The organism is Paenibacillus sp. SRL342, from assembly GCF_984798905.1.
The window spans coordinates 5,434,399-5,460,217 of record NZ_OZ481790.1 but is presented as its reverse complement, the minus strand read 5'-3'; the positions used below and the strand labels follow the sequence as shown (position 1 = coordinate 5,460,217).

Annotated in this window: 12 protein-coding genes and 1 pseudogene; 12 read left to right on the top strand and 1 reads right to left on the bottom strand. The window is 45.1% G+C overall.

What is annotated here, in order from left to right; all coding sequences use genetic code 11:
• Window positions 1–139 precede the first annotated feature (139 nt).
• Complete coding sequence (locus AC4E8D_RS24070; protein ID WP_490205331.1) at window positions 140–3,328, top strand: helicase-related protein; 3,189 nt, start codon at window positions 140–142, stop codon at window positions 3,326–3,328.
• Between the two features lie 112 nt (window positions 3,329–3,440).
• Window positions 3,441–3,752, top strand: coding sequence for a hypothetical protein (locus AC4E8D_RS24065; protein ID WP_490205330.1), 312 nt, complete (start codon window positions 3,441–3,443; stop codon window positions 3,750–3,752).
• A gap of 107 nt (window positions 3,753–3,859) precedes the next feature.
• On the opposite strand, the pseudogene AC4E8D_RS24060 reads toward AC4E8D_RS24065, so the two are convergent.
• Window positions 3,860–5,422 (bottom strand): annotated as a pseudogene (locus AC4E8D_RS24060) (endonuclease MutS2); the annotation flags it as partial.
• A 527-nt stretch (window positions 5,423–5,949) separates the two neighbouring features.
• On the opposite strand from AC4E8D_RS24060, the gene AC4E8D_RS24055 reads away from it, so the two are divergent.
• The 10 genes from AC4E8D_RS24055 (at window position 5,950) to pulA (AC4E8D_RS24010) (ending at window position 25,713) form a co-directional block, all read left to right on the top strand.
• Complete coding sequence (locus tag AC4E8D_RS24055; protein WP_339305413.1) at window positions 5,950–8,286, top strand: AraC family transcriptional regulator; 2,337 nt, start codon at window positions 5,950–5,952, stop codon at window positions 8,284–8,286.
• 282 nt (window positions 8,287–8,568) lie between these two features.
• Window positions 8,569–9,522, top strand: coding sequence for an ABC transporter permease (locus AC4E8D_RS24050; RefSeq protein WP_145323915.1), 954 nt, complete (start codon window positions 8,569–8,571; stop codon window positions 9,520–9,522).
• Window positions 9,523–9,567: 45 nt separating this feature from the next.
• A complete protein-coding gene (locus tag AC4E8D_RS24045) occupies window positions 9,568–10,440 on the top strand; it encodes a carbohydrate ABC transporter permease (protein ID WP_076212380.1) in 873 nt (290 codons plus the stop codon).
• Between the two features lie 62 nt (window positions 10,441–10,502).
• The gene (locus AC4E8D_RS24040) at window positions 10,503–12,002 is read left to right on the top strand and encodes an extracellular solute-binding protein (protein ID WP_339297767.1); all 1,500 of its coding nucleotides are present in this window, start codon (window positions 10,503–10,505) and stop codon (window positions 12,000–12,002) included.
• 24 nt (window positions 12,003–12,026) lie between these two features.
• The gene (locus AC4E8D_RS24035) at window positions 12,027–13,139 is read left to right on the top strand and encodes a glycoside hydrolase family 88/105 protein (RefSeq protein ID WP_405130674.1); all 1,113 of its coding nucleotides are present in this window, start codon (window positions 12,027–12,029) and stop codon (window positions 13,137–13,139) included.
• Between the two features lie 221 nt (window positions 13,140–13,360).
• Window positions 13,361–14,872: an extracellular solute-binding protein gene (locus tag AC4E8D_RS24030; RefSeq protein ID WP_490205329.1), complete on the top strand. Its 1,512-nt coding sequence runs from the start codon at window positions 13,361–13,363 to the stop codon at window positions 14,870–14,872.
• 349 nt (window positions 14,873–15,221) lie between these two features.
• Window positions 15,222–16,490: an S-layer homology domain-containing protein gene (locus AC4E8D_RS24025; RefSeq protein ID WP_490205328.1), complete on the top strand. Its 1,269-nt coding sequence runs from the start codon at window positions 15,222–15,224 to the stop codon at window positions 16,488–16,490.
• 164 nt (window positions 16,491–16,654) lie between these two features.
• Window positions 16,655–20,182, top strand: a complete 3,528-nt coding sequence (locus AC4E8D_RS24020; protein ID WP_490205327.1) for a DUF5704 domain-containing protein — start codon at window positions 16,655–16,657, stop codon at window positions 20,180–20,182.
• Window positions 20,183–20,353: 171 nt separating this feature from the next.
• A complete protein-coding gene (gene pulA / locus AC4E8D_RS24015) occupies window positions 20,354–22,402 on the top strand; it encodes a type I pullulanase (RefSeq protein ID WP_490205326.1) in 2,049 nt (682 codons plus the stop codon).
• Window positions 22,403–22,836: 434 nt separating this feature from the next.
• Complete coding sequence (pulA, locus tag AC4E8D_RS24010) at window positions 22,837–25,713, top strand: type I pullulanase (protein ID WP_490205325.1); 2,877 nt, start codon at window positions 22,837–22,839, stop codon at window positions 25,711–25,713.
• Window positions 25,714–25,819 lie beyond the last annotated feature (106 nt).

Sequence of the window (25,819 nt, the reverse complement as noted above, 5' to 3'; positions counted from 1 at the left end):
TTCTTTTAGTTGGATAAGAACACATACGCTCATGTTATTGACATAAGTTGTCCATTGCAATAGAACTATTCATTAACAAATGATTGGTGTTGTTCTATACTTTAGTTACAAGAAATTAACGGATGTGAGGAATTGACTTATGCTTAAAGTTGGAGAAATAATAAAAGGTTCATTCTGGCCAGAAATAGTAGAAATTAAGCACTTTGAAGAGATCGATGAAGATTTATATTTAGTAGAATCGATTGGACGTAAAACGAATAAGTATTATGAGCAGTATCTAGATAAAGTGCAACTTAGTCAGCTAGAGAACATTAAAGAAGAAGAAAGTACATTTAATGCAGAGCGTTTGCAGCATTATCTTCAATATTACATCTTAAAAACCGAAGAGAAGTACTCTCAATCCCGCTCACGTGGCAATAAAAAGGTTATTCCGCTTCCGCACCAAATTGAGGCTGTTTACAGTCGAATGCTACAGTCTCCACAAGTTCGCTATTTACTTGCCGATGATCCAGGAGCAGGGAAAACGATTATGTCTGGAATGCTCATTCGCGAATTAATGGCTAGACAAGCTGCAGAGCGAGTTTTGATCTTAGTACCTCCATTAGTATTAAAGCAATGGCAAGAGGAATTAAAGGATAAGTTCGGCGAAGAGTTTACGATTGTTAACCGTAGCCTATTGAATAGTTCGAGCGAAGTGAATCCTTTTGAAACACATGACAAAATAATCGCATCGATTTATTGGGCTGCAAGAGAAGAGGTTAAAGCGTACATAATGAAGGCTAATTTTGATTTAGTCATTGTGGATGAGGCTCATAAAATGGCTGCCTATACGCATGGTGTAAAGAAACGGAAAATTAGTCGAACGAAGATTTATCAGCTTGGTGAAGGGTTGCTTCGCCATACCGAACATTGCTTATTGTTAACTGCTACACCCCATAAGGGCGATAAAGAGAACTTCCGTCATTTGATGAGCTTAGTTGATCATGATATTTTTTCACGATTAAATACAGGAGAATCTATTTATGAGAAGAGTAATCCGTTTGTTATTCGTCGTTTAAAAGAAACGATGAAAAACTTTGATGGCACTCCATTATTCCCGAAGCGTACAACTAAAACAATAGCATTTGATTTAAGCTATGAGGAACAACAGCTCTATGAAGAAGTAACAGCATATGCACGTGATTATTTTAATAGAGCGAAGCAAAATAATAAACCTAATGTTGCGTTTGCAATGATGATTTTACAGCGTCGTTTAAGTTCATCCATAGACGCGATTTATTTATCGTTAAAACGACGAAAAGAAAAATTAGAAGAACTACTGCAGTCGGAACTATCAACAGTTAAAACGGTTGAACCTTTTGAATACGATGAACTGTCGATTGATGAAGAAGAGGAAGTTGAAGCACTAATCGAAGGTGAAACGGATGTCATTGATATTGAGGAGCTTCGTTTGGAAATAACTGTATTAAGTGGATTAGTTCAAAAGGCAGAAAGATTGGTATATCAAGACGTAGAAGTTAAGTATGCTGAACTAGAAAAAACTCTTTTTGGTGAGGGTGGATTGCTTTCTAAAGGTGAGAAAATTTTAATTTTTACAGAGTCGAAGGACACGTTGTATTATCTTGAACGAAAGCTATTATATCACGTACCTGAAATTACAAAGATCGTTGGCAATTTCTCGATGGATCAGCGCCGCGAACAAGTAGAAAAGTTCCGTAATCATGTGCAAATTATGCTGGCAACAGATGCAGGTGGGGAATCTATTAACCTTCAGTTCTGTAATCAAATGATTAACTATGACATCCCGTGGAATCCAAACCGTTTAGAGCAGCGTATGGGACGTATTCATCGTATTGGGCAAAAGAATGAAGTATTTATTTTTAATCTAGTTGCGAGTAATACACGAGAAGGTGATGTCCTCATTCGTTTATTGACAAAAATGGACCAAATGCGTAATGACTTAGGACATGATCAAGTATATGACTTTGTCGGCGAGGTACTAGAAGAAAATAATATAGATTTGGCGAATTTAATGGAACGTGCAATTAGTGGACGTGAGAATCTCGATGAGCTTGTAGCAACGATGGAAAAAACGTTATCTGACGAGCATAAACGCTTATTAGAAATTGCGAAACAAGAGCGGTTAGATGACTCTGATTTTGATTTACCTGGAGCGAGAAGGGCCTATCAAGAAATTTCAGTGAATAGTATGCCCATGCGTGTATACGGTGAATTTGCAGTAAAGCAATTTGAAACGACTCGAGTAAAATTGAATTTTTCAAGTGATAACAAAATGGTTCGAATTGATCGTTTCCCTAAAAATATTCGTGAATTAATTAAAAGAAAGAAATATGCATTGAGAACAGATGAATCGTTAAGATTTTCATTGAGTGCATTTAGACAGACGGAAGATGTGCCGCTATTGCCTAATGATCACCCCGTCAAGAAGTTAGCGATGGAACTAGCAAGCCAGGAGTTGCAACAGGTTGCGTTACCCGTTTGTCATATAAAATCGACTGTCAGCGAGCCGTTAATTATTGAATTAAGTCGTATAAATGTGGTCGATGGGAATAGTCGTGAATTGGAACAGGAATTAATGTTACTTGCTAAAAGAGAAACAGGGGAATTTATTCAAATAGATCCTTATCTCTTATTCCAACAGCCATTAAAGTATATAAATAGTGAGGCTAACGAAGATAAAACGTTTAAACGAGAGTCAATTATTCAAGCGAAAAAAGTGCTACAATCCGTTCAAATGAAGCGAGATGACTATTTAAATCGTAAAAGCACCTATTTACGTCGATCATTTGATGAACAAATACAAATATTACAGGAACGTCTAACAAACTATTTAGAAGATAACCCAAACAATAAAAATATCGCATTAATCAATCAGACATACACACAAATTGAAGATTTAGAAGAGCGCAGTAAAGAAAGATTAGAGGATATCGAACGTGAACGAAGCATCCAATTACAATCAATTAAACTGGTTGCACAATTGCATGCAAAACCGATTAGTAATGCTGCAAGGATTATACCCGGCGATTATATAGATGTTGTTAAGCGATATGAATATGATAATGGTCGATTAAAAATTCGTGAAAAGAAAGCATACGGACTAGTCGATTTTACAAGTGAAGAAGCGGATGGAAATACTCGTTTTATTTTAGTAACGCCATCATTAAAAGCATTAGATGAGCAGATGATAGTAGCGGATTACAAAGAATTAAATGGTGCAGTTTATATTTATGTATCAGCGAATGGAAAGATTATAGAGGAAATAAAAATGGAACAATTAGTGGGGCGGAGCGTAATGGCTAATTAAATAAAAAGTTGTTGAACATATCAGCGTATATATCTGAATCCATAAAAGGTTGGTACAAAGAGATAAATCGATTAGATGGAACGGCAACATGCCGAAGTAATGATATCGGTTAATGGGCGTCAAACCAGATAATCGTCCTTTTGATAATATGCTTTCGAATAGTTTTAATAAGAGAGTTGTTAACTCACTTATTTTCTTTTATTTATCCCTAGGGCTTAACCCTGCGAAATTAATCATAATTCAGGTGTCACACCAGTTGCTGGGTTGTATTATGTTGGTTTACCATGGCAAAGCTCTTGGGGTTCAGCTTTATTGGGCTGGGTTAGGTATGATGCTCAAAGAATTGTTGGACTTTTTAGAACCACAAGGAAAGGACTATTCCTTCACTTTGCCGAGCATAACGAGAGTTCTGTGCTTTAAATAATGGTATGCAACTATCGTATCAACGAGTTTTTCAGAATAATTCACCACATTTTTATACCTTCACACAACGAATGGTACTCGACATTGTTATACAGGCAGGCGATCCGAAGGAGGTGACGTGAACACGAATGTACGATCTCTTGAAATACTTTGATCGGACAGGGACTTGGATCGCTCGATAATTCGCTGTGGCATGCCCAGCTTCAATGCAATGGAATAGGCGTAACTTTCACCAGCTTCTCCGATACGCAATCGATACAGCGGCTGGAGAGATACGGTATCAAATTCCATACGGGCATTTTCGAATCCTGGCGTGGCAGCTGCAAAATGTTTGATTTCACCAAAATGTGTTGTCGCCACAACGGTTGCTCCGCGGCTGTGAAGTTCCTCCAGCATGGCGATGGACAGTCCAACGCCTTCACCGGGATCTGTGCCCGAAGCCATCTCATCAATGAGCACCAGAGTTGATGTATTGGCCTGTTCCAGTATGCCAATCATATTGCGAATATGTGCGGAAAATGTACTTAGCGCTTGTTCCAAACTCTGCCCGTCACCAATATCAACCGCTACCTCGTTATAAACAGCCATCTCGCCACCCTCCTCCACCGGAATAAGCAAACCGGATTGCATCATCAAGGTTAACAAACCAAGTGTTTTGAGTGCGACCGTTTTACCCCCGGTATTCGGGCCAGTAATAATGAGCGACGAGTACGTTTTGCCAATGGCAAAATCAAGGGGAACCATGGAAGAACCCATGAACGGATGACGTGCACGTTGAAGGTTAATGTGGCCCTGAGTATTGACTCGAACGGTACGTCCATCCATGGTGGCCGCATATTTGGCTTTGGCAAACAGGAAGTCCAGTACACCTACCGTTTCGGTGTTGAGGGCGATTTCACGGTTATACGATTCGGCCAGGGAGGTTAAATCACCGAGAATTCTCATCTCCTCTCGGGACTCCTCCGCTTGTAGAGCGGCCAATTCCATCTGTAAACTTACTAATTCAACAGGTTCGATATATACGGTTTGCCCGCTTCCGGATTCATCCAGTACACTGCCTTTCACCTGTTTACGGAACTCTTTCTTAATGGGCAGAACCGTTCTTCCTCCCCGTTGGCTGATGACATGTTCCTGCATAATGGAGCGATGTTTACTCACTAGAGAATCAAGTTTTCGTTTCATGCGTTCCGCATTCACCGTTATTTTTTTACGAATTTGAATCAGTTCCTTGCTCGCCTGATCCTGAATGCTTCCACTATGGATGCAGCGCTCAATCTCACTCAGCAAAGGTTCGATCAGAATCATGGATGCTGCATAACGACTGACGGTGGGAGCGGCCCCGGATTTACCCTCCATGTATTTCATGAGTTGTGCACAGCTCCGCAGGAACTGAGCTAGATGACTGAAGTCGCGCTCACTGAATAGATAACCCGTGCCAAGCAGATCCATAATGGTTTCCATTCCGTCGAGTGAAGGGAGGGGGATACTGGCCCCGAAGCGAATCAACGCAGCTGCTTCTGCTGTTTCTTCCAGGCGAATCTGAATCAGGTGAGCATCTGCCATCGGTTTTAGTTCTCTGGCATAACGTTTGCCCAGATAAGACAGGGCGCAGTCTGCAACGTTTTTTTGAATTTGTGGATAGCCCAAACTGTTTAATGTGTTCTCATTCATGCGTAATCTCTCCTTGAATTTGAATTGGGATTTCAGTTGACGCGCTGAAACATATTCCTGGAAAACGCAAAAAGGGCGGAGAATGAACAAACGTCATTCTCCGCCCTAAACGTATGGGAAAGCAAAGTCCACTACAGGTCTATATTAAAAAATCCGCGCTGAACATAGCGCGGAAATAGACCCGGACAATTACAATCCCGGAGGCGATTTATGATATCCGCTGTTCTTAACTAAGTACAGGGATCTGGCGCATCATGAAATACACGTATGCCATATGGGCACAAGCGCAATGAAAGGCCAAACTCCTGAATATGAAACTTGGTTAGTTAAGAACATTCACCGACATTAAAAATCTCTCCTTTGATTGAGGAATATGCAACCAATATAAACTGGAAATTGGTTTGAAGTCAACCTTTAGAATAAATGAGTGGACTTGAATAAGAATGGGTTTTAAAATAACAATAGTAAATTAATCCAATGAAAGCGATTTATTTTAATAAACATACGTATAAAGGAGGATGCTCTTCTTGCCTAAGTATTTACTGCGTTTGCTCTGTTTTACCCTGATCCTCGGAGCCCTTCCGGTCATTGTTATTGGTTCGGTCTCGTATACGATTGCATCACGTGACATTGAACAGAAAGTGCGTGAGAGCAATCTTCAGATATTGCATCAGACCCAAATGAGGGTAGAACAAGTTCTGCGCAGCCTGCAATTATCATCCATCCAGTATGTTAATTCTCCCTTGGTACTACAGGCGATGAAGAAACCACTAGACAGCAGCGAGTTTCAGGAAATTCGTGATCTGACATCCGGTTTTAACAACTTGCAAGCGGTTACGAACATTGACCAAGCCTATCTGGTTAATCTGGATGAAGATTGGGTCGTGTCGATGCGTTCTTTTGGCAAATTGGATGATTTCAGCATTCGAGACCGAATTGGCTCCTACCTAAGTTATACCAACAGCCTGTTCTGGGTCACTCAGAATGCCAGTTCAGCCAAAGAAAGTGTACCTGTGTCAGCAGGTATGGGTGAACTAACACCCGAACAGGCACCTGCCCTTATATCATCGGATAATGTGGTCAGTATGGTATTCAAAATCCCGATGATACCAACCAATGTGAAACCAAAGGGATTTCTTGTGATTGATATCGCCGATACGGAACTGAGCACCTACTTGAGCCGAAATACGAATTCTGGAGATATGTACGTTCTGGATCGGGAGCAGAAGTATTTTCTGAACGACATGCAGCAAGGCGGGAAATATGACGCGCTGAATAAGGAAATTCACGAAATGGTACAAACGACGGGGCAGCCAGAGGGTTTCTTCAGTGCGGAGGTGGAAGGTAATCAAGTGGCGGTTAGTTACAGGCAATCTCCGCTCAATGGCTGGTTATACGTGTCCGTTGTATCTCTTGGACAGATTACGGCCCAGTCGCAGAAAATTGCATTGGTTACCGGTATCGCTACACTTGTCATGTTATGTGTAACGGGATTGTTCGCCATATACGGCAGTCGGCGGATGTACTCACCGATCTCCAGACTGCTGCAATTTACGAAGGGATTGGATTCCCCAGTTGCTCCGTCAGGACGCCGACAGGATGAATTTATCTATATTGAGGAGCAATTGTCAACCTTGTTCAGCTCGGAGAAAACGATGCGTGAGCAGATGAAGGGGCAGCATGTGCACCTCCAGGAGTTTTTTATGACCAAATTGCTGACAGGCAAAATCTCGGAAGAAGATTTCAGATATCAGGGAGAATTGTACGATTTCCCGACAGGGTGGGCAAGTCTTGGCGTACTCATGCTCCAGATCGATACCTTGGAAGGGACCCGATATGAGGAACAGGATCGCGATCTGCTGCTGTTTGCTGTCAACAATATGGTAGGTGAGCTACTCCCTTCGGCAGTTCGGTTCACCCCGGTCATGCTGGATGATGCTCAGGTCACCGTTCTTGCCTCCGAACTCACGGATGAGGTGAAGCTGAAGGAATGGATGCATACTCAGGCAGACTGGATTCGTGAACGTGTCGTGACTTATCTGAATCTGCCCGTAAGTATCGGCATCAGTCGTTCTTACACTTGTATCGGAGATACGCCAAGAGCGGTTCAGGAGAGCCGCGAGGCTCTGCAAGGCCGGGTAAGTCTGGGTAGCCGTATTATTTTGCATTACGAGGATATTCAGCCACGTGGTCAGATGGAGGCCGCATTGTATACCCAACTACGCATGATTGAGGATCAGCTCGCTTCTGCGCTCAAGCAAGGAGATGAAGAAAAGACTGACGCCTATTTTAAGCAATATTTGGGATTACTTGCAGACAAAAAGCTTCATTTCAGTGAATACCCCGTCATTATGGTTCAGTTATTGTCTCGTGTATATCAGCTTGTGCAGGAGCAAGGTGGGGATGTAGCCGAAGTACTGGGTGAAAAAGCATCCATGTCACATTTGCTGAAGTTGTCCACATTGGACGAAATGACCAATTGGTTCCGCAAGCGGCTGTTCCTGCCCGTCATTCGTTTCTGGCGAGAGCAGGAAGAATCCCAATACATGAATATTGCGAGACGTATGATTCGTTTGATCGAGGAACGTTATGATCGTGAATTGTCGCTGGAAGCCTGTGCCGCTGAGCTTAATTTTCACCCTGTCTACCTTAGTCGGGTATTCAAGAAGGAAGCTGGAGTCAATTTTACGGAATATCTCGCAGAGTATCGTATGGAAAAAGCAAAGACATGGCTGCAAACAACAAATCTTAAAATATCGGAGATTGCCGAGAAATTAAACTATACCAACCCAACCGCTTTTATCCGTACGTTTCGCAAAATCACAGGAACAACCCCCGGCAAGTACCGGGAGCAGCAGCGATAAAACAAACCTGCTCTGCCCGCCATGGCAGGCAGGTTTTTTTATGTTCGGCTGAAGGAAGAAGACCACTTTCCTCCATGAAGTTAAGACAGGAATATGGAGGTTGAAAGCAGTTCATTATGCCTTTAGATTCTGTGAGGGAAATGAGCTAAACCCTTGCTACATAAGGAAAAATAAAAGGCTAAAACGAGACGATAGCCAGTCATTCGTTTATCCTCCACAATGAAGACATGAATTCAGGAAGTGATATTTTGTAATCGTTTCCAATGTGGGGAGGAAGACAATATGAAAGCCGAAACGGCGGCTCGAACACGGCCCGCTACCCGCAGTGACAAAAACCTGCTGTGGAGGGACATTATCAAAAACCGGTGGCTGTATATCATGTTAATACCGGGTGTGCTTTACTTTGTTATTTTCAAATACATACCCATGTATGGCATCACGATGGCTTTTCAGGATTACACCCCTTACAAGGGTATCTTGGGGAGTGAATGGGTAGGCTTCAAACATTTCCAGCGTTTCTTCGGAGAACCGCAGTTCTGGACATTATTTCGGAATACGTTTTTACTAGCCATTTATAACATTGTGTTCTTTTTCCCACTGCCGATTGTACTGGCACTCATGATGAATGAAGTTCGCCGTGAACGTTTCAAACGATTTGTACAAACTCTTGTTTATGTTCCACACTTTGTTTCCTGGGTTGTTGTTGTTGGTGTGTTCTACATGTTGTTCACAACCGAGGGTGGTGCGATTAATGAATTGCTCTATAACCTGACAGGACAAAAAGTGGCATTCCTGCTTGAACCTGGTTGGTTCCGAACGATGATTGTCGGACAATCCATCTGGAAAGAAGTTGGTTGGGGCACAATTATCTTCCTGGCTGCGCTTTCCGGTGTGGATACACAGCTCTATGAAGCTGCACGGATTGATGGTGCCAATCGCTGGCGCCAAACATGGCACATTACGCTGCCGGCCATTCGCAGTACAATCGTCATTTTGCTCATTCTGCGTCTGGGCAATTTCCTGGATACAGGCTTTGAACAGATCTTCCTGATGCTGACTCCGACGAACCGGGATGTGGGCGAGGTATTTGATACCTACGTGTACACGAAGGGTCTTACACAGGCACAGTACAGTTATAGTGCTGCTGTCGGGTTGTTCAAATCGGTTGTCGGGCTGGCGCTTGTCCTTGGTGCCAATACGATGGCCAAAAAATTCGGGGAGGAAGGCGTCTACTAACCTTTGGGTGCAGACGTTCTTCACCAGACAGGAGTGAACATTAAGATGCAACAGGATAAAACGTGGGGCAACCGGATCTTTGATATTCTCAATCATGGCTTGCTGCTGTTGATTGGAATCGTGACGGTCATCCCATTCATTTATATTTTGGCCGTCTCGTTTACCAGTCCGCATGAAGTGGCTAAGGGAGGATTTATTCTTTTTCCCAAAGAGTTCTCTCTGGCTGCGTACCGTTACATTTTCTCTACAGATACCTTGATTCGCAGTCTGGGCGTATCGATCTATATTACGGTGATTGGTACCTTCATTAACCTGCTGTTTACGTCACTTATGGCTTATCCGCTCTCCAGAAGATATTTGCGTGGACGTCAGCCCATTTTGCTCGGTGTATTGTTCACGATGCTCTTCAGTGGCGGGATGATTCCAACCTACTTTGTCGTAAAATCCTTGCACCTGACGGATACGTTGTGGTCGCTGATGCTACCGACCGCTATTAGTGCATTTAACTTGATTGTACTGAAAAACTTCTTCCAAGCCATTCCCGATGAACTGGAGGATGCAGCCAAAATTGATGGATGTAACGATGTCAGCGTATTGTTCCGGATTGTCCTGCCGTTGTCCATGCCAGCCATGGCGACATTTTCACTCTTTTACGCGGTGGCCCACTGGAACAGTTTCTTCAGCGCTGTTATCTATATCAACGATAGTGAGAAGTGGCCTGTCCAAGTCTGGCTACGTGAGATTGTCATTCTGGCACAGAGCCGAATCGGCGATACAAGTATCGAAGAGACCGAGATCCAGCCGCTTACCATTCGCATGGCAGTTATCGTATTCTCCACGATTCCGATTATGCTGGTATACCCATTCCTGCAAAAGCACTTTGCCAAAGGAGTGATGCTGGGTTCGGTGAAAGGTTGAGTCGTCAGATGGTTCAAAGTCAGTTCACTATGACTGCATAAAAAAAGGGAGGTTTTCATGTTATGAAAGCAACAAAAAAGAAAGCCGTAGCTGTCTTGAGCACACTAGCACTGGTGACAGGTTTGCTGGCAGGATGCGGATCAGACGAGGGTCAGGCTGCCGAGGGCGGCGTACAAAATGTGTCCATAGCCATTGCACAGGTGGGTGATGTGCCAAGCAAAGGCAATGAAGTTCAGCAAAAGATTGAAGCGTATACCAATACCAAACTGGATATCCAGTGGATTCCGGCTTCGGCCTACAATGACAAAATTAACGTAATGATCGCTTCAAGTGATATGCCGAAAATTGTGAAGGTGCAATATAATCCAACGGTGACCAGTGCAATGCGTAATGACGTGTTCTGGGAAGTGGGGCCTTTGCTGAAAGATTACAAAAATCTGTCGGCACAGAACGAGCGTTTCTTTGACAACATCAAGGTAGAGGGCAAAATCTATGGTGTTCCCGTATTCTCGGATATTGCGCGGGCTACAGTGATCTATCGCAAGGACTGGTTCGAGAAGCTGAATCTGAAGGTGCCAACGACACCGGATGAATGGTATGAAACGATTAAAACGCTGGCTACCTCCGATCCGGATGGAGATGGTCAGGATAATACATTTGGACTGATGCTTTTCAAAAAATACAATGAGGACCAATATTCCTTCACGACTCGCCTTGGCGTAAGCTTTGGTGCACCTAACAAATGGAAAGTCGAGGATGATGGCAGCTTCACGCCGGAATTCATGACACCGGAATATATGCAGGTGTTGGATCTGCTGAAACGTTTGTACGATGAGAAACTGCTGAACCAGGACTTTGCCGTATTCGACTCTACAGAAGCGGAGAAAAAGTATGATTCCGGTGTTGTCGGTATTCGTGTTGGTGTTGCTCAGAACGGAAAAAGTCAGCAAGAGCGTCTGTCCAAAAACAATCCGGATGGTGTGGTAGACATCGCTGGTTTGCTTGGACCGAACGGAGATCGTGTTGCAGGACAGACGGGTAACTCCGGAATTCTGGCATTCCCTAAATCAACGGTGAAATCGGAAGAAGAACTCAAGGATCTGCTCTCCTTCCTCGATAAATTGATGGACCCTGAGATGGCTACCCTGTTGATGCGTGGTATGGAAGACAAACATCACACCAAAGTGGGCGAAGATCAAGTGGAGATGAGTGACTTCGATGCATTCCAGCGTGAAGTGAAGCCTTACCGTGACAACCTTCCTTATGTGGAAGGATATAACGTACCGAAATTGAAGGATACCGAACTGGGTGAAAAAGGTACGACACTTGCCAAGGAACTGGCGGAGCACGCTGTGCCAAACCCTGCGCTGACGTTATATTCTCCAACGTATGGTGACCGTGGGGCGGATCTGGATCAGGTGATTGCCGATGCACAAACCAAATACATTATGGGCAAGATCGATCAAAGTGGCTGGGAAAAGGAAATCGAGAATTGGGGCAATGCTGGTGGAAACAAGATTCGTGAGGAATATGCCGAAGATTACAAAAAACAGGCTCAATAAAGAGCCGGAAGCGGAGGCTTGATCATGAAGGAAACACTGCAATTCACATCGGTGCGCATGGCACAGCAATTCATGGAGAGTTATCGCAACCATGAGCTGTACGCCACTTGGCATTACGAGAACGGCTGCTTTTTGAAAGCACTGGAGGAGCTTTATACACACACGGGGGAGCAAAAGTATTTTGACTACATCCGTGAGCTGATGGATCATTTCGTTCAGGAAGATGGCTCCATTCGCTCCTATGCGATCGAGGAATATAATCTGGATCAGATCAATCAGGGAAAATCACTGTTCCTGCTGCATGAGAAAACGGGAGAAGAGAAGTATCGCAAAGCTGCGGAGTTGCTTATGACTCAGCTTAAGGGACAGCCACATACGAGTGAAGGCGGGTTTTGGCACAAAAAGATTTACCCTTTCCAGATGTGGCTGGATGGATTGTACATGGCTACTCCGTATCTGACCCAGTATGGCGCAGTGACGGGTGAAGAGAAGTGGTTTGACAAAGCGGCTCTGCAGCTCTTGCTGGTGGAGCAACGCACACGTGATCCGCGTAGTGGTCTCTTGTACCATGCCTGGGATGAGAGCAAAGAGCAGCGCTGGAGTTCGGGAGAGACCGGATGTTCTCCACATGTCTGGAGCCGGGCAATGGGCTGGTATGTGATGGCGGTTGTGGACACATTGGATTACCTGCCAGTAGATCATCCGCAGCGCGGGCAGATTGTGGGTATCTTCGAACGAATAGCAAACGCACTAGTGCATGTGCAGGATCAGCAGACCGGACTATGGCCACATCTGTTAGATCAGCCGGGACGTGAGCGGAACTATCTGGAAGCTTCCGGTACTTCAATGTTTGTCTATGCATTGGCCAAAGGTGTGCGTAAAGGATATCTGAGTGGCAAGTTCAAAGCGGTTGCGGAAAAAGGATATCAGGGTCTGCTGCAGCATCTGCTGCAAACGGATCGTGAAGGCGTACTGTCCCTGACGCAGTGTAACGGCGGAGCCGGCCTCGGAGGAAGCCCGTATCGTGATGGGTCATACGAGTATTATGTTACCGAGTCCATTCGAATCAATGATCCGAAATCGGTTGCTCCGTTCATTTTGGCAGGAGTGGAGATTGAACTTTACAAGTCCAACTAACATGTACATGAGAACGTAGAGGACAGAAATAACTTGAGGAAGCGAAGCGTTCGCCTAAAAGCTTTCTGAAAGAAAGCTGCATCGGAAGCATAGGCTTATCCCCGGATTTTCCCCTTGTTTAGAAGGGAATCAAAAAAATCTGGGGATAACAGCGATCTGAAGGTTGTTCTGTCATCGGAGTGGTCTGTGTACATAACCTTATCCAAAAGGAGAGATGGTTCATGAGTCCAAAAGGTCCAATGTCCCGTTTAGGCGGAATCGTTGTAATTGGTGCAATGTCCGCTGGATTGCTTGCAGGTTGCGGGGGAGAAAAAGCACCTGCTGCAGGGGAAGGTAAACTTCCCATTTCCATCTCTTTAATGCAGGTAGGAGACATACCGGCCAAGGAGAACGGGATTGAAAAGAAGATTGAGGAATATACAAATACGGATGTCAATGTACAGTGGATTCCGCAGTCTGCTTTTGATGATAAGGTGAATGTTATGGTTGCTTCAGGCGAGATGCCGACCATTATGCGTGTGAATTATGTGCCGACCACATTTAATGCCGCCAAAACGGGACTGTTCTGGGAACTGGGGCCTTACTTGAAGGATTATAAAAACCTGTCTGCGCAATCCGAAGCTTATTTTAACAATATCAAAATTGAAGGCAAGGTCTACGGTATTCCGAACTTCCGGGATATTGGACGGACTGCGATCGTATATCGCAAGGACTGGTTTGATACATTAAAGCTGGATATACCCAAAACGCTGGATGATTGGTATGAAGTGATGCGCTCCATTCGTAAGGACGACCCTGACGGGAATGGTAAAGAGGATACGTATGGTGCGCTGCTGTTCAAAAAATATAATGAAGGTGTCTCGTCCCCTCTGACGCGGATCGCTGTAAGTATCGGTGGCGTTAATAAATGGGGAGTGGATGATGCCGGGAAATTGACCCCGGAATTCCTGACCACCGAATATGTGGACACAATGAAACTCTTCAAGCGACTGTTCAGCGAGGGACTGATTAATAGTGATTTCCCTGCCCTGGACCCTTCCGATGCGGACAAAAAAATGGATTCCGGCCTGGTTGGCATGAAGCTTAACGGTGTGGCCCAGAACGGAAAGTCCTCTCAGCAGCGACTTACACCTAACGCTCCGGATGGGGAGATTGACGTGGCTCCTTTCCAGGGAACCGATGGTATTCGTATCGCCGGGGAGCCAGGAAACTACGGAATGCTGGTCATCCCGAAGGCATCCGTTACGGATGAGGAGCAATTGAAGCAGGTTCTTACGTTCCTGGACCAGTTGATGGATGAGGAATTGAGCGCTTTGCAGCTCCGTGGATTGCTCGATGTGCACTACACCAAGACTGCGGATGGGAAAACCGAACTCAAAGATTTTGACGCTTATCAGCGTGAAGTGAAGCCATATCGCGATAATTTGTTAAGTATTGAAGGGTATAACGTAGCTGAACTGGTTGATGTTCCCATTGGTATGAAAGGTACAAAGATGGCGCGTGAGAATGAGCAGTATGCCATCGCCAATCCGGCACTCACCTTGTCTTCCGCAATCTATACCGAGCGTGGTCAGGAGTTGGATCAGATGATCTGGGATGCGCAGACCAAGTACATTATGGGGAAAATCGATGATGCTGGTTGGGAGCAGGAAATCGCAGGCTGGAGAAAAGCTGGTGGTGATCAATTGATCACGGAATTGGAAGCATCCTACAAGGAATTAAACGGGAAATAAAGCTCGCTGAAATAAAAAAAAAGGGTTGATCAAATGGAATGATATGGTTTATTCTATGAGTGAGTTCATTTTTCAATATCATAAGAAAGACCACACCCTTAAAGCATAAGGCTATGAATCTGCGGATTCATGGCCTTTTTTTGTGTTTTAGGCGAATGAAGTGGGTCTATGGAAGGAGGGGCGCACGCCTTGACGTGATGGGGATGGACGAAAAATAATACCAATAGCCTAGTATAACATGGTAGAATATTGATTATTATGGCAAATTTAGGTTTTGGTTATGAAGAGAAGTGACTAGGCTGACCAAGTAAAGCATCCCCATACTAAGGTACATAGGAGCGTGAGTAGATTGAAGAAGCAGATTGAAGGTCACGAGAAGAAGAAAAAACGGAACGGTTGGATTGTCGGGTTGTTAACGACAGCTGTATTGGTAGGAATACTATTGCCCGTTGGCCCCGTACATTTGACGTCAAAAGCGAATGCCGCATCGGGAACAAGTGACACTGCCCTTAGCAAGTTCAAGGATATCAAGGGCCACTGGGCTCAAGCAACAATTGCCAAAGCGTATGAAAAAAACTTGATCTCAGGTTACCAAGACGGAACGTTCCGTCCCAATGGCAAAATCACGCGTGGGGAATATGCGACCATACTTGCCCGTGCGACTGGACTGGAGAAGCTAGAGGGGCAGAATCCCTTTGCTGATCTCAAGGGACATTGGTCTGAAGCGGCGGTTAGCCAGCTTGTCGGACAAGGATTCATTAACGCTGGCGATTACGCCAAAGGGTTCAATCCGAATGCGGAACTGAAACGTTACGAGATGATGAAATGGATTGCCAATGGACTGATTAAGTCCGGAGCCAGCTTCCAGAATGCTTTTAACGATACAAAAAATACGCTTCTCCCCACACCGGAAGTGAACCGCGGCACCATTCGTGCCGAACAGATTCCGTATCTTGCCCTTGTCCGTGGGACAGGCATTGTAGGTGGATTCCAAGATGGCACATTAAAACCTGCGGATTCCACCACTCGTGCAGAAGTATCGGCCATTTTGCTGCGTTATATGGACGTAGAAGGCACGGATGCCGGGAAATATAGTGACCTGAATGAGATGAGAGAGGTCGGCACGACGGGGACGAATTTAACGACAGTATCAAATTACAAATATATTAAAGGTAACTTCGGAAATATAGTTAACACAGAGTACACGTTGAAAAATAATGTGGGGGTCGTAAGGTACCATAGATTTATCGTAGTGGATACCCGAGGGACTAAGCCCAAGGGACTGTACGCCACGTTATTTGTAGATCAAAATAACTTGACTAGGGCACAAAAGGGACGCTTCTCTACCTACGCTGAGATAACGTTTACTTCAAAACTTGATAAGTCAAATCTTTTAACTATTGCTAGAGCGAATGATAATATAGCTATTCCAATTCAACGATTATTTAACGTGAGCTATTTGAAAGAAAAAGGGTTTATTACTTTACCAGACGATTCAAACGCAATGTTGAAGCAAGGGGTATCTACCGAATTTTGGTCATCACATACTCTGGATCCTGTAAAGGGAGGATATATGTTGAAGAATGATGCTGGTAAAGAAGTTCAAATCTATCAATAGAACTTTTGGTGGTGTTTAAATTTAATATTAAACGTTATCTATTAGGTGGTTTTAAAAGTTTATATAGAATCTTAGTAATTATATTTATGATATTACCATTCTATTACTGCACTTTTGATACTCTTAAAGCTAATGCCGTAGAAGAACAATATGGTTCCAAATCCATGAAAGGGCCAGCAGTAACAGTTGATGCAAACCCAACTCAAGGAACACCGGGAGTTTACTGGTATCAACTTGATTCAGGAGAATTTAGGGCAGAATATCAAGGCACACACAAAGATGTGGATAACGGAGGAACTGATTATGATGCATACCCTGTAAAAACAGAAATTCCCGATAATGTTGATATGAGTAGATGGCCGCCACTAAGTTGGAAGCCATATAGAGGTATAGGAATTGATAAGGAAATGGTAACTGATATTAAGTTAAAGAACGATCCTGATGGTGTAAAATATCAGCAGGTAAATAGTTATGAAGGAATAGGTAGTCCAAGAGTTACAAGTGAAAAAAATGCGGATCTTAGAACATATACTGGCAAAGGGTTTGAGTTCTTTGAAAGGGAACCTTATGGGACTAGGCCAGGCAATAAACCCAAATATAAGATGGTATACCACACCCCTGTTAGCATCTTCTGGGAAGGTAAGATTCACGAAGAGAAAGAAATCGATGTAACTCCAAATAAAACCCTTACCCTAGGTCAAACTCAGCAGATGGTAGCCAAGGTGAAGACGAAGGGCTATGGTGCGACAGCCTTTGGTGAGGGCATCGACGTATCGCGAAGGGAAACGGAAATCAAATGGTTTTCCTCTGACGAGACGATTGCGAGTATAGAGCTCAAAACAGGGATGCTAACGGCCGAAAGTCCGGGCACGGTCACTGTGCGTGCGATCTGGAACAATGGTACATATCTAATCTCGGATACTGCCACCATAACTGTCACGTCTGAGCCAGGACTCGTTGTAAATCTGCCGAATGCTTGTAAAGCCAATACGACACCTCTACAGGCAGAAGCCGTTCTAAACAAACCGGATCGCTCTGTTCATAAACTGACGGCTCATCCCAAATTGACGTGGCAGAGCTCGAATTCGGCTGTGGCAACGATCGGTGCTGATGGCAGAATCACGACAAAAGGGATCGTGGGTAGCACGACCATAAAAGCTCATTTTCTTGATTCTGCTCAGCAACTGAATGAACAAGGGACTCAGGTGCTTGAGGTGAAGGACTGCACAGATAATGGAGAAGGTGGTAATGATGGTGATCCGGGGGGCGACCCTGTGAACGCTTGCCCTGTGACCATCAGCCCACCGAGTAGAGGCACGGTTATTGAAGCATCGGTTATGGACCCGTCTGTTGGAGGTGTGTTGAAGGCAGACGATCGGGGATCAGAGAAGTTTGATGTTACCCGTGGTATTCCAACTTCGGAAGATCTTTATGCCAATGTTTTGGCCAAGGAATATCTGTTTCAGCACCGTTGGGTTAACATGACAGGAACGGTGACTTACACCGTTAAAGTGAAAAGGGTTTATCATAAAACCTGGACGATCCCGGGAAGAGCGTCTAGTGGTGAGGGGGATCCAGGAACACCTCCTGAGCCCAAAGAACTTGATGTGCCCGGGGATAAAACCATGCAAGTAACACGGACATATAGCTATTGGCAGATCGATAAACTGGAGGTTTACAAGTTAAATGAAGCTAAGGTATCTAACTATGCGCTAGGCGGTTATGGTGACACCGTGACTCTGACGCCCAATGCATATACACCACCGACTTTGCAATCGGCTATGGATACTGCGATTACCAATCATGTGAAACCTGCGCCATGTCGAGAAATTGATCTTGGTATCAAAGGGGTTCCAGGGGGTTCGGTTGAACCGCCTACGCCAGATGAAACGTCATTGTTTCAATCTGAAGCTGAAGCGGAGGTTAGAGAGAACACCGTTAATAACGACAAGGTAGTCTTTAATGGAGGGATGATTATGGATCCTGCCCCGGTGGAGAAAACAACTCCAAGACCTGGCACGATCCCCCAACCTGGCATGATCGGAGACGATGTTCTGTACCAGAACCGTCTGACAATCAAGAACACATTGATGAACAAAGCTAACCAGCCAACCACGGGTGAGATTACGTATGGATTGCTCCCTGGCAATGTTAACGGAGGTCAGGATCAGAAGTTCCCCATTCTGGGAATTAACACGGTGACAGTACATACTCCAGTTGTGAACTATGCCTGGGTGTCTGATGATCAGCCTCATAATCAGAAGACTACGCCTGATCCGACCAGAGCTGCACTTATTTTAGAGCGTCCATTCATTGTGCGAATACCGACCTCAGGTCAACATTTGGATGTAGCGAGTTACCCAGGTTATGGAAACCATGATTATGCGAAATATTTCCGGATCAAACAGGTTCGTTTCCCATTCGATGTCTATAACGGTGCCAGAAGTCAGTTTATTCCGGCTATGACATGGGTGGATATTCCGGTAAATCAGTTGGACACTCCTTTTTTTCTTCCTGTATGGGTAGATGAAGGGAATTATCAGGTCGAGTTTCGAAATATCGCCGAAAATACACCTGCAAACTTCACAGAACAACAGGATGCCAATACGAATCTGACTCATCATGTCGCAGCAGATACCGTTGCTGTAGAGGTTATCGGACGATTATATGATTTTCACATCACCGATATTTCAGACTACAACTGGGAGAATGTGTTCCGTAAGCGGATGGGCAGCCCCGAACCAACGGGTGTAAGCTACTGGACCGGAGAAAACAGTATAGACGGAGATCCCCGAGGAAATTTGGCTCCCTATGTCCTGCCAGTTCGTCCTGGCAGTCATCCGGTACAGGGGTTCCGAAATGCTGCAGTGAAGACGGGTTACCATTTCAAGTTTGATCTGAAAACCAAGGGTAATATGTTTGGGAAACAGGATGGTATCCGAATCACGCCGATATTTTCTTTTGTCAGTAAAGATGGCACCACAAGGCAAGAAGTGGATCTATACTACCATCGAGGACAGGAACGACTCATTCGTATCGGATCGGCACAAGATTTAGAAAAACGCTTTGTTGTCCTGAACTCACGGTTGCGGAATGTCCCCGGTTCGGAGTTAGGTGATACAGCGCGTTATCAGTATACCTATGAACTGTCGGAGGAGGAACGCAATCAGGGTACAATGGCGGAACATATGGTTCGTTTCGTGGATCAGACCTCTCATCATATAACGTGGGTAGGTCGTTATGATTGGATGATTCTTCCTTCACAGATCCGTACACTCATTGGCCCAAAAACAGATATTCCATCTGGTGTTAATGTTGATCGGGCGAATGCAGCGATTCAGCGCTGGTATGGGGAATATAGCTTGCCAGCAGATGTATATGCAGTACCCAAAGGAACCGATTTAGAGCCACTTGCCAGACAAAAACAGTTGGATGAGAAGGCAATGGTATTTCTGAGAGACGGTTACATTGTGGTTAACTTCAATATCGAAACATTGCGCAGTGGCAATACGAGTGCGCCACATCTGCAATATATTCACGCACCGTTGATGAATCAATGGCAAATGGAAGGTTTTGATAACAGCCCGGTAGATGGTCAGGGGAGAAGCTGGCCGATGCAAGATGGGGACGTGGTTTTGTACCACGCCGATCAATCCAGCCGGAATGATTTCCAATCCCAGGTACCACATTAGAGAGAAATCGTTTTACCCATAAAGAAGGCAAGCGTCATGTGAATCTACATGACGTTTGTCTTCTTTTGTGTAATTCGGATTATGGTTGGGCAGCAGAACGGGTATAAAGGGTAAGAAGCACTCGTATCATCCATGTTCATCAATTTTCTCAACGAGAGGGGAACAACACACATGATTGAAGAGGATAAGCAGGAACTATTGATTTCAGAAGATACATACCAAGGAAGAGATTTAGGTGTCACATTAGAAGCACAAACCTGTCACTTTAAAGTCTGGTCACCGTTAGCCGTTCAGATGGAACTACTTCTATACCCACCTTTGACAGGGGGGAGCCCGGAGGAAGAGCCCAATCAACAGAAACAGCAGGCGTTACCTATGCAAAAGAAAGAACAAGGCATCTGGGTTCTGGAACTGGAGGGTGATTTAAGTAGCTATCGTTACATGTACAAGCCTACTTTCGAAGATGGACATTCAACCCATGCTGTAGATCCCTACGCACGAGCAGTGACCATGAATGGAGAAATGGGTGTAATTGTCAGACTGGAGCAGACACATCCGAATGGATGGAGTGAGGATATTCGTCCGCAATTGACCAGTCCTGTAGATGCAATCTTGTACGAACTGCATGTACGTGATTTTTCTATTCACCCATCATCTGGCATAAAGAATAAAGGCAAATACATGGCTTTCACCGAGACGGGTCTGCGTGATTCAGAGGGTAACACACTGGGGATCGATCATTTGGTTGAACTCGGGATTACACATGTGCATCTGCTGCCTGTATTTGATTTTGCGACGGTGGATGAATCCAGAGTAGATGGTGATACGTCTGATGGCTCCAACTATAACTGGGGATATGATCCGCTTCATTACAATGTCCCGGAAGGTTCCTATGCATCACGTGCAGATGAGCCGGAGACACGAATTCGTGAGTTCAAATCAATGGTGCTTGCCCTTCATAACAAGGGAATAGGTGTCATTATGGATGTGGTATATAATCATACGTTTGATACGGCAGGCAGCTCTTTTGAAAAACTTGTACCAGGGTACTACTATCGTCAAAACGCCGATGGAACCTACAGCAATGGTTCAGGTACGGGCAATGAGGTGGCTACTGAACGCACCATGGTTCGCAAGTTTATCATCGACTCGGTCCGTTACTGGGCAGAGGAGTATCATGTGGATGGTTTTCGATTTGACCTGATGGGTCTGATCGACACAACTACGATGAAACAGCTTGCAGCGGAGGTGCACACTGAAGTGTCACCTTCCATATTGTTATATGGTGAACCATGGGGCGCACTGGATTCGCCGCTTGGTGATGATATGACCCTAAAAGGAGCGCAGCGCGGGGCGGGTTTTGCTGTGTTTAACGATAATTTCCGCGGAGTGATCAAGGGAGACAGCGATGGCATGGGTACGGGCTTTGCGACGGGCGCGGACGGGAAAGAAGACGAATTGTGGACTGGCGTCCGGGGAGCCATTGAAGATTTTACGGATGGTCCATCCGAGACGATTAACTATGTAACCGTGCATGATAATCTCAATCTGTGGGATAAAGTCGCGCGTACACAAGGACTCCACGATACCCTGAATTTCCTCAGTTATAACGAGGATGGAAGTATTTGTGGTTGCGAGAGCGTGGAAGAGGCTGTAGAGAAGGCTAAGCCTTACCTGCAGATTGATCCGGAACACATTCTGGAGAATGAGACCGTTAGGCGTAGTTTGCTTGCCAATGGTATCGTTCTAACCTCCCAGGGTGTATCCCTGATCGCGGCTGGAGATGAGCTGCTTCGAAGCAAATATGGGGACGCCAACAGCCATCAGAGTGGAGACGTGGTCAATGCCATACACTGGGAGCAGAAGAAGCTGTTCAAGCCGGTATTTGATTATTATCGTGGGCTGATCCGTCTTCGGCGAGAACATCCAGCCTTTCGGCTTCGTACACGGGAAGAGATCGAGAAGTATGTTCGTCTAATAGAAAAAGGCAATGGGCTGCTAGCCTATGAACTGAACGGTACAGCAGCCAGCGATTCATGGGAACATATTGTTGTTATCTATAACGCAGCAAAAGAAAACCGTGACATCGCTGTTCCCACAGGGACATGGAATGTGATTGTAGACAAAGGACAAGCAGGCGTTGATACGATACGTACCATACAGGACGGACAGGTACATGTGAATGCGATATCCCTAACGGTGATGTATTCGAATTCCTAATGAACGCCATGCTTACCAAGAATTGAAGGGTCCAATCCAATCTAATCAAATAAATTGAGATAAAACAAATCCCCCTTTTCTGTATGAAAGGGGGATTTGTTGATGCGTCAGAAACCATTGCCTTGGTCGCAAGGCTATACCTTGTCATGTCTGACCTTCTTTATGCTGTGCACCTGTTGGTGCATTTTAATCTCAACCAAATGACATCCTGCAATTTATTCTTGTATATTCCAAATTTTTTTTGTCGGGACAGGTACAAATGCTGTCAATCTATGGCGCTTGTTTTCATATCCTATATTTTGAAAGCGATTGCTAATTGAATACGCAAATTGGACCGATATGATGAGTACAGACAACCCCGGGTTGACAAACAACGTCCCGCTCAATAACATCGGGACAACACGAAATCAATGGATATAAAGGCGGTGGGAACGATGCCGGAATGGACTTCTTTTTGTTACGAAGGCAACGATCTTGGCTTAACATATACTCGTGCAGCAAGTACTTTTAAATTGTGGGCACCTACGGCACAACAGGTTTATATATTGATTTTTGACGATGAAGGGCATTACAACGATAGTGGTAAAGTACAAGATCATGAAAATGGGCAGGAACATACTCTGACACGTGATGCGGACGGAATATGGAGTCTGAAGCTCAGCGGCGATTGGGCAGGACATTATTATATGTACCGAATTATCCATGATGATCAGCGGATTGAAGTGGTTGTTGATCCTTACGCCAGAGCGGTAACGGCTAATGGGCAACGAACAGCTATTATAGATCCTGAGACCACCAATCCGGTTGATTGGGACCTAGATTTCAAACCTGCTTTTCTGCATCCTGTTGATGCCGTGTTATATGAGTTGCATGTCCGTGATTTCTCCTCGGATCCACATGCAGATATTCCGTATAAGGGAAAATATCTGGCATTCACGGCATCCGGTCTGACAGATAGAGCGGGCAATAGTATTGGCGTAGACCATCTTGCCGAACTGGGAGTCACTCATGTACATCTTCTGCCTGTGGCGGATTATCAGACGGTGAATGAACTCGCTACAGCAGATGTGGGTTCAAACATCAGAGCACCATACAACTGGGGGTATGATCCCCAGCATTATAACGTTCCCGAAGGTTCGTATGCGACAGATCCTCGTGATCCTGCAGTTCGCATCCGGGAGCTCAAATCACTCGTTCAATCCTTGCACAGACAAGGCATTCGCGTTGTACTCGATGTTGTCTATAATCATACGTATAGCGTGGAAGAGGGACCTTTTGAACGGATTGTACCAGGCTATTATTACCGTTATCGGGAGGATGGCACCCTCAGCAATGGTTCTGGTGTAGGCAATGAATTGGCGACAGAACGTCCAATGGTGCGAAAATATATTTTGGATTCTCTCCGATATTGGGCAGAAGAATATCATGTGGACGGATTTCGATTTGACCTTATGGCCCTGATTGATACGGAAACGATGAATGAATTGACACGTGAATTGAAGGAACAGATCGATCCGGCGTTTCTGATCTATGGGGAACCCTGGATGGGTGGAGATTCACCTTTGGACCGCAAAACATTAAAAGGAACCCAGCGAGGTCAGGGGTTTGCAGTATTTAATGATCATTTTCGCAGTGCAATCAAGGGCGATAGTGATGGCAGTGGCAGAGGGTTTGTCACGGGTGCCGGAGGGCAGGAATATGAGCTTATTAGGGGATTAGCGGGAGCACTGGATGATTTCACATCTTCACCTGTGGAAGTTGTTAATTATGTAACTGCTCATGATAATCTCAATCTGTGGGATAAAATTGCGACAACAATGAACCTTAGACATGAATTAGGATTTCCCGTATGGAAGGACGGACAGCCCGTGGGTGGTGGGAGTGCTGAGTCCGCTGTAAAAGCAGCAGATCCTTATCGGTATGTGGATGCAGATGATGTTTTGAATCATGAGATGGCTCGTCGCTCTTTACTGTCTTCGGGCATTCTGCTGACTTCTCAGGGAATTCCGTTTCTGCATTCAGGGGATGAGATGCTCAGATCCAAAGCCGGTGATCATAACAGTTATCGGAGCGGGGATGCGGTGAACGCCATCACATGGGCCAACAAATCACGGTTCAGACCGGTGTTCGACTACTATCGTGGTCTTATTCATTTGCGGCGAACACATCCCGCTTTTCGTATGATTGATGCTGAACAGGTACGAAATCACCTTCGTGTTATTCGTGCGGATGGCAACGTAGTTGCCTTTATACTTCAGTATGGTGCGAATCAGGACACCTGGAATCAGATTCTGGTCATCTATAACGGAACGGAACATGAGCAGCATGTCGACCTGGGAGAAGGAGACTGGCATGTTGTAGTCAATGATCATCAGGCAGGCACAGACGTGATCGAGACTGTTCGTGGTACTGTTCAGGTAGAACGATGGTCCTTAATGGTACTGTATGACACAGAGCATGCTGGAGGCACTGAACCATCAACAGTGGAGATTAGTTTTCCTCGCCAGGTATATAGTCCGAAGGAGACCACTCAACTGCGAGCGATCGTACGGGACAGCATTGGCAATGTGGTAGAAAAAGCTCCAGTCACCTGGACTTCTTCTGATCCGGATATCATTCAGATCCAGCCTGATGGAACAATCCATGCACTGGAACGAGGGGAAGCTTCGATTACAGTCCATTGTGGGAACATAACGGCAAGCTGTATGTTACAAGTGGATTATCGTCATGCTGAACGAATCGAAATTGTGGGCGAACCTGTCATGTATATGACTCGAATCAGTTGCTTCCGTGCCTTGGTTCTGGATCAATTTGGTCAGCCGCTTCAGGATTCGAATATACGCTGGAGCTCTTCTCACCCAGAACTTGCAGCGGTGAGTGCAGCAGGGATCGTACGTGCGATGACACCTGGAGTAACCCATATTATTGCTGAAGCCGGAGGAATCCGGGCAACGCTTGGCGTAACGATTCATAAACAAATTTCGCGAACCGTCACGCTTCGATACGAACGGGAAGACCAGCACTATGAAGGTTGGGATGTCTGGGTATGGGGCACAGGTATGGAGGACGGAGCAGTACGGCTGGAACAAGTCGGAAATGCCGCCGAAGCCCGCTTCCGCGTTGCTCCGGGTCTGCATCACCTGGGATTGATCATTCGATTGAACGAATGGGAAGCTAAAGATACGTGCGGAGACCGTTACGTCGACATTGTACCTGAAGACGGGGATGTGCACATTATTGTCCGTAGCGGATCAGACGAGATGCAGATCATTCGTAAAAGCGAAAAAACAGAGGATCGTAATAGCGCATAGTTTCTTTATTTATAACGTCGAATGTAATTCGTCAAAACCTTGTTAAACCAGCAGTTGGAAGAGACTCCGACTGCTTTTTTGGTCTGATTATAAGCCGCATAACTTG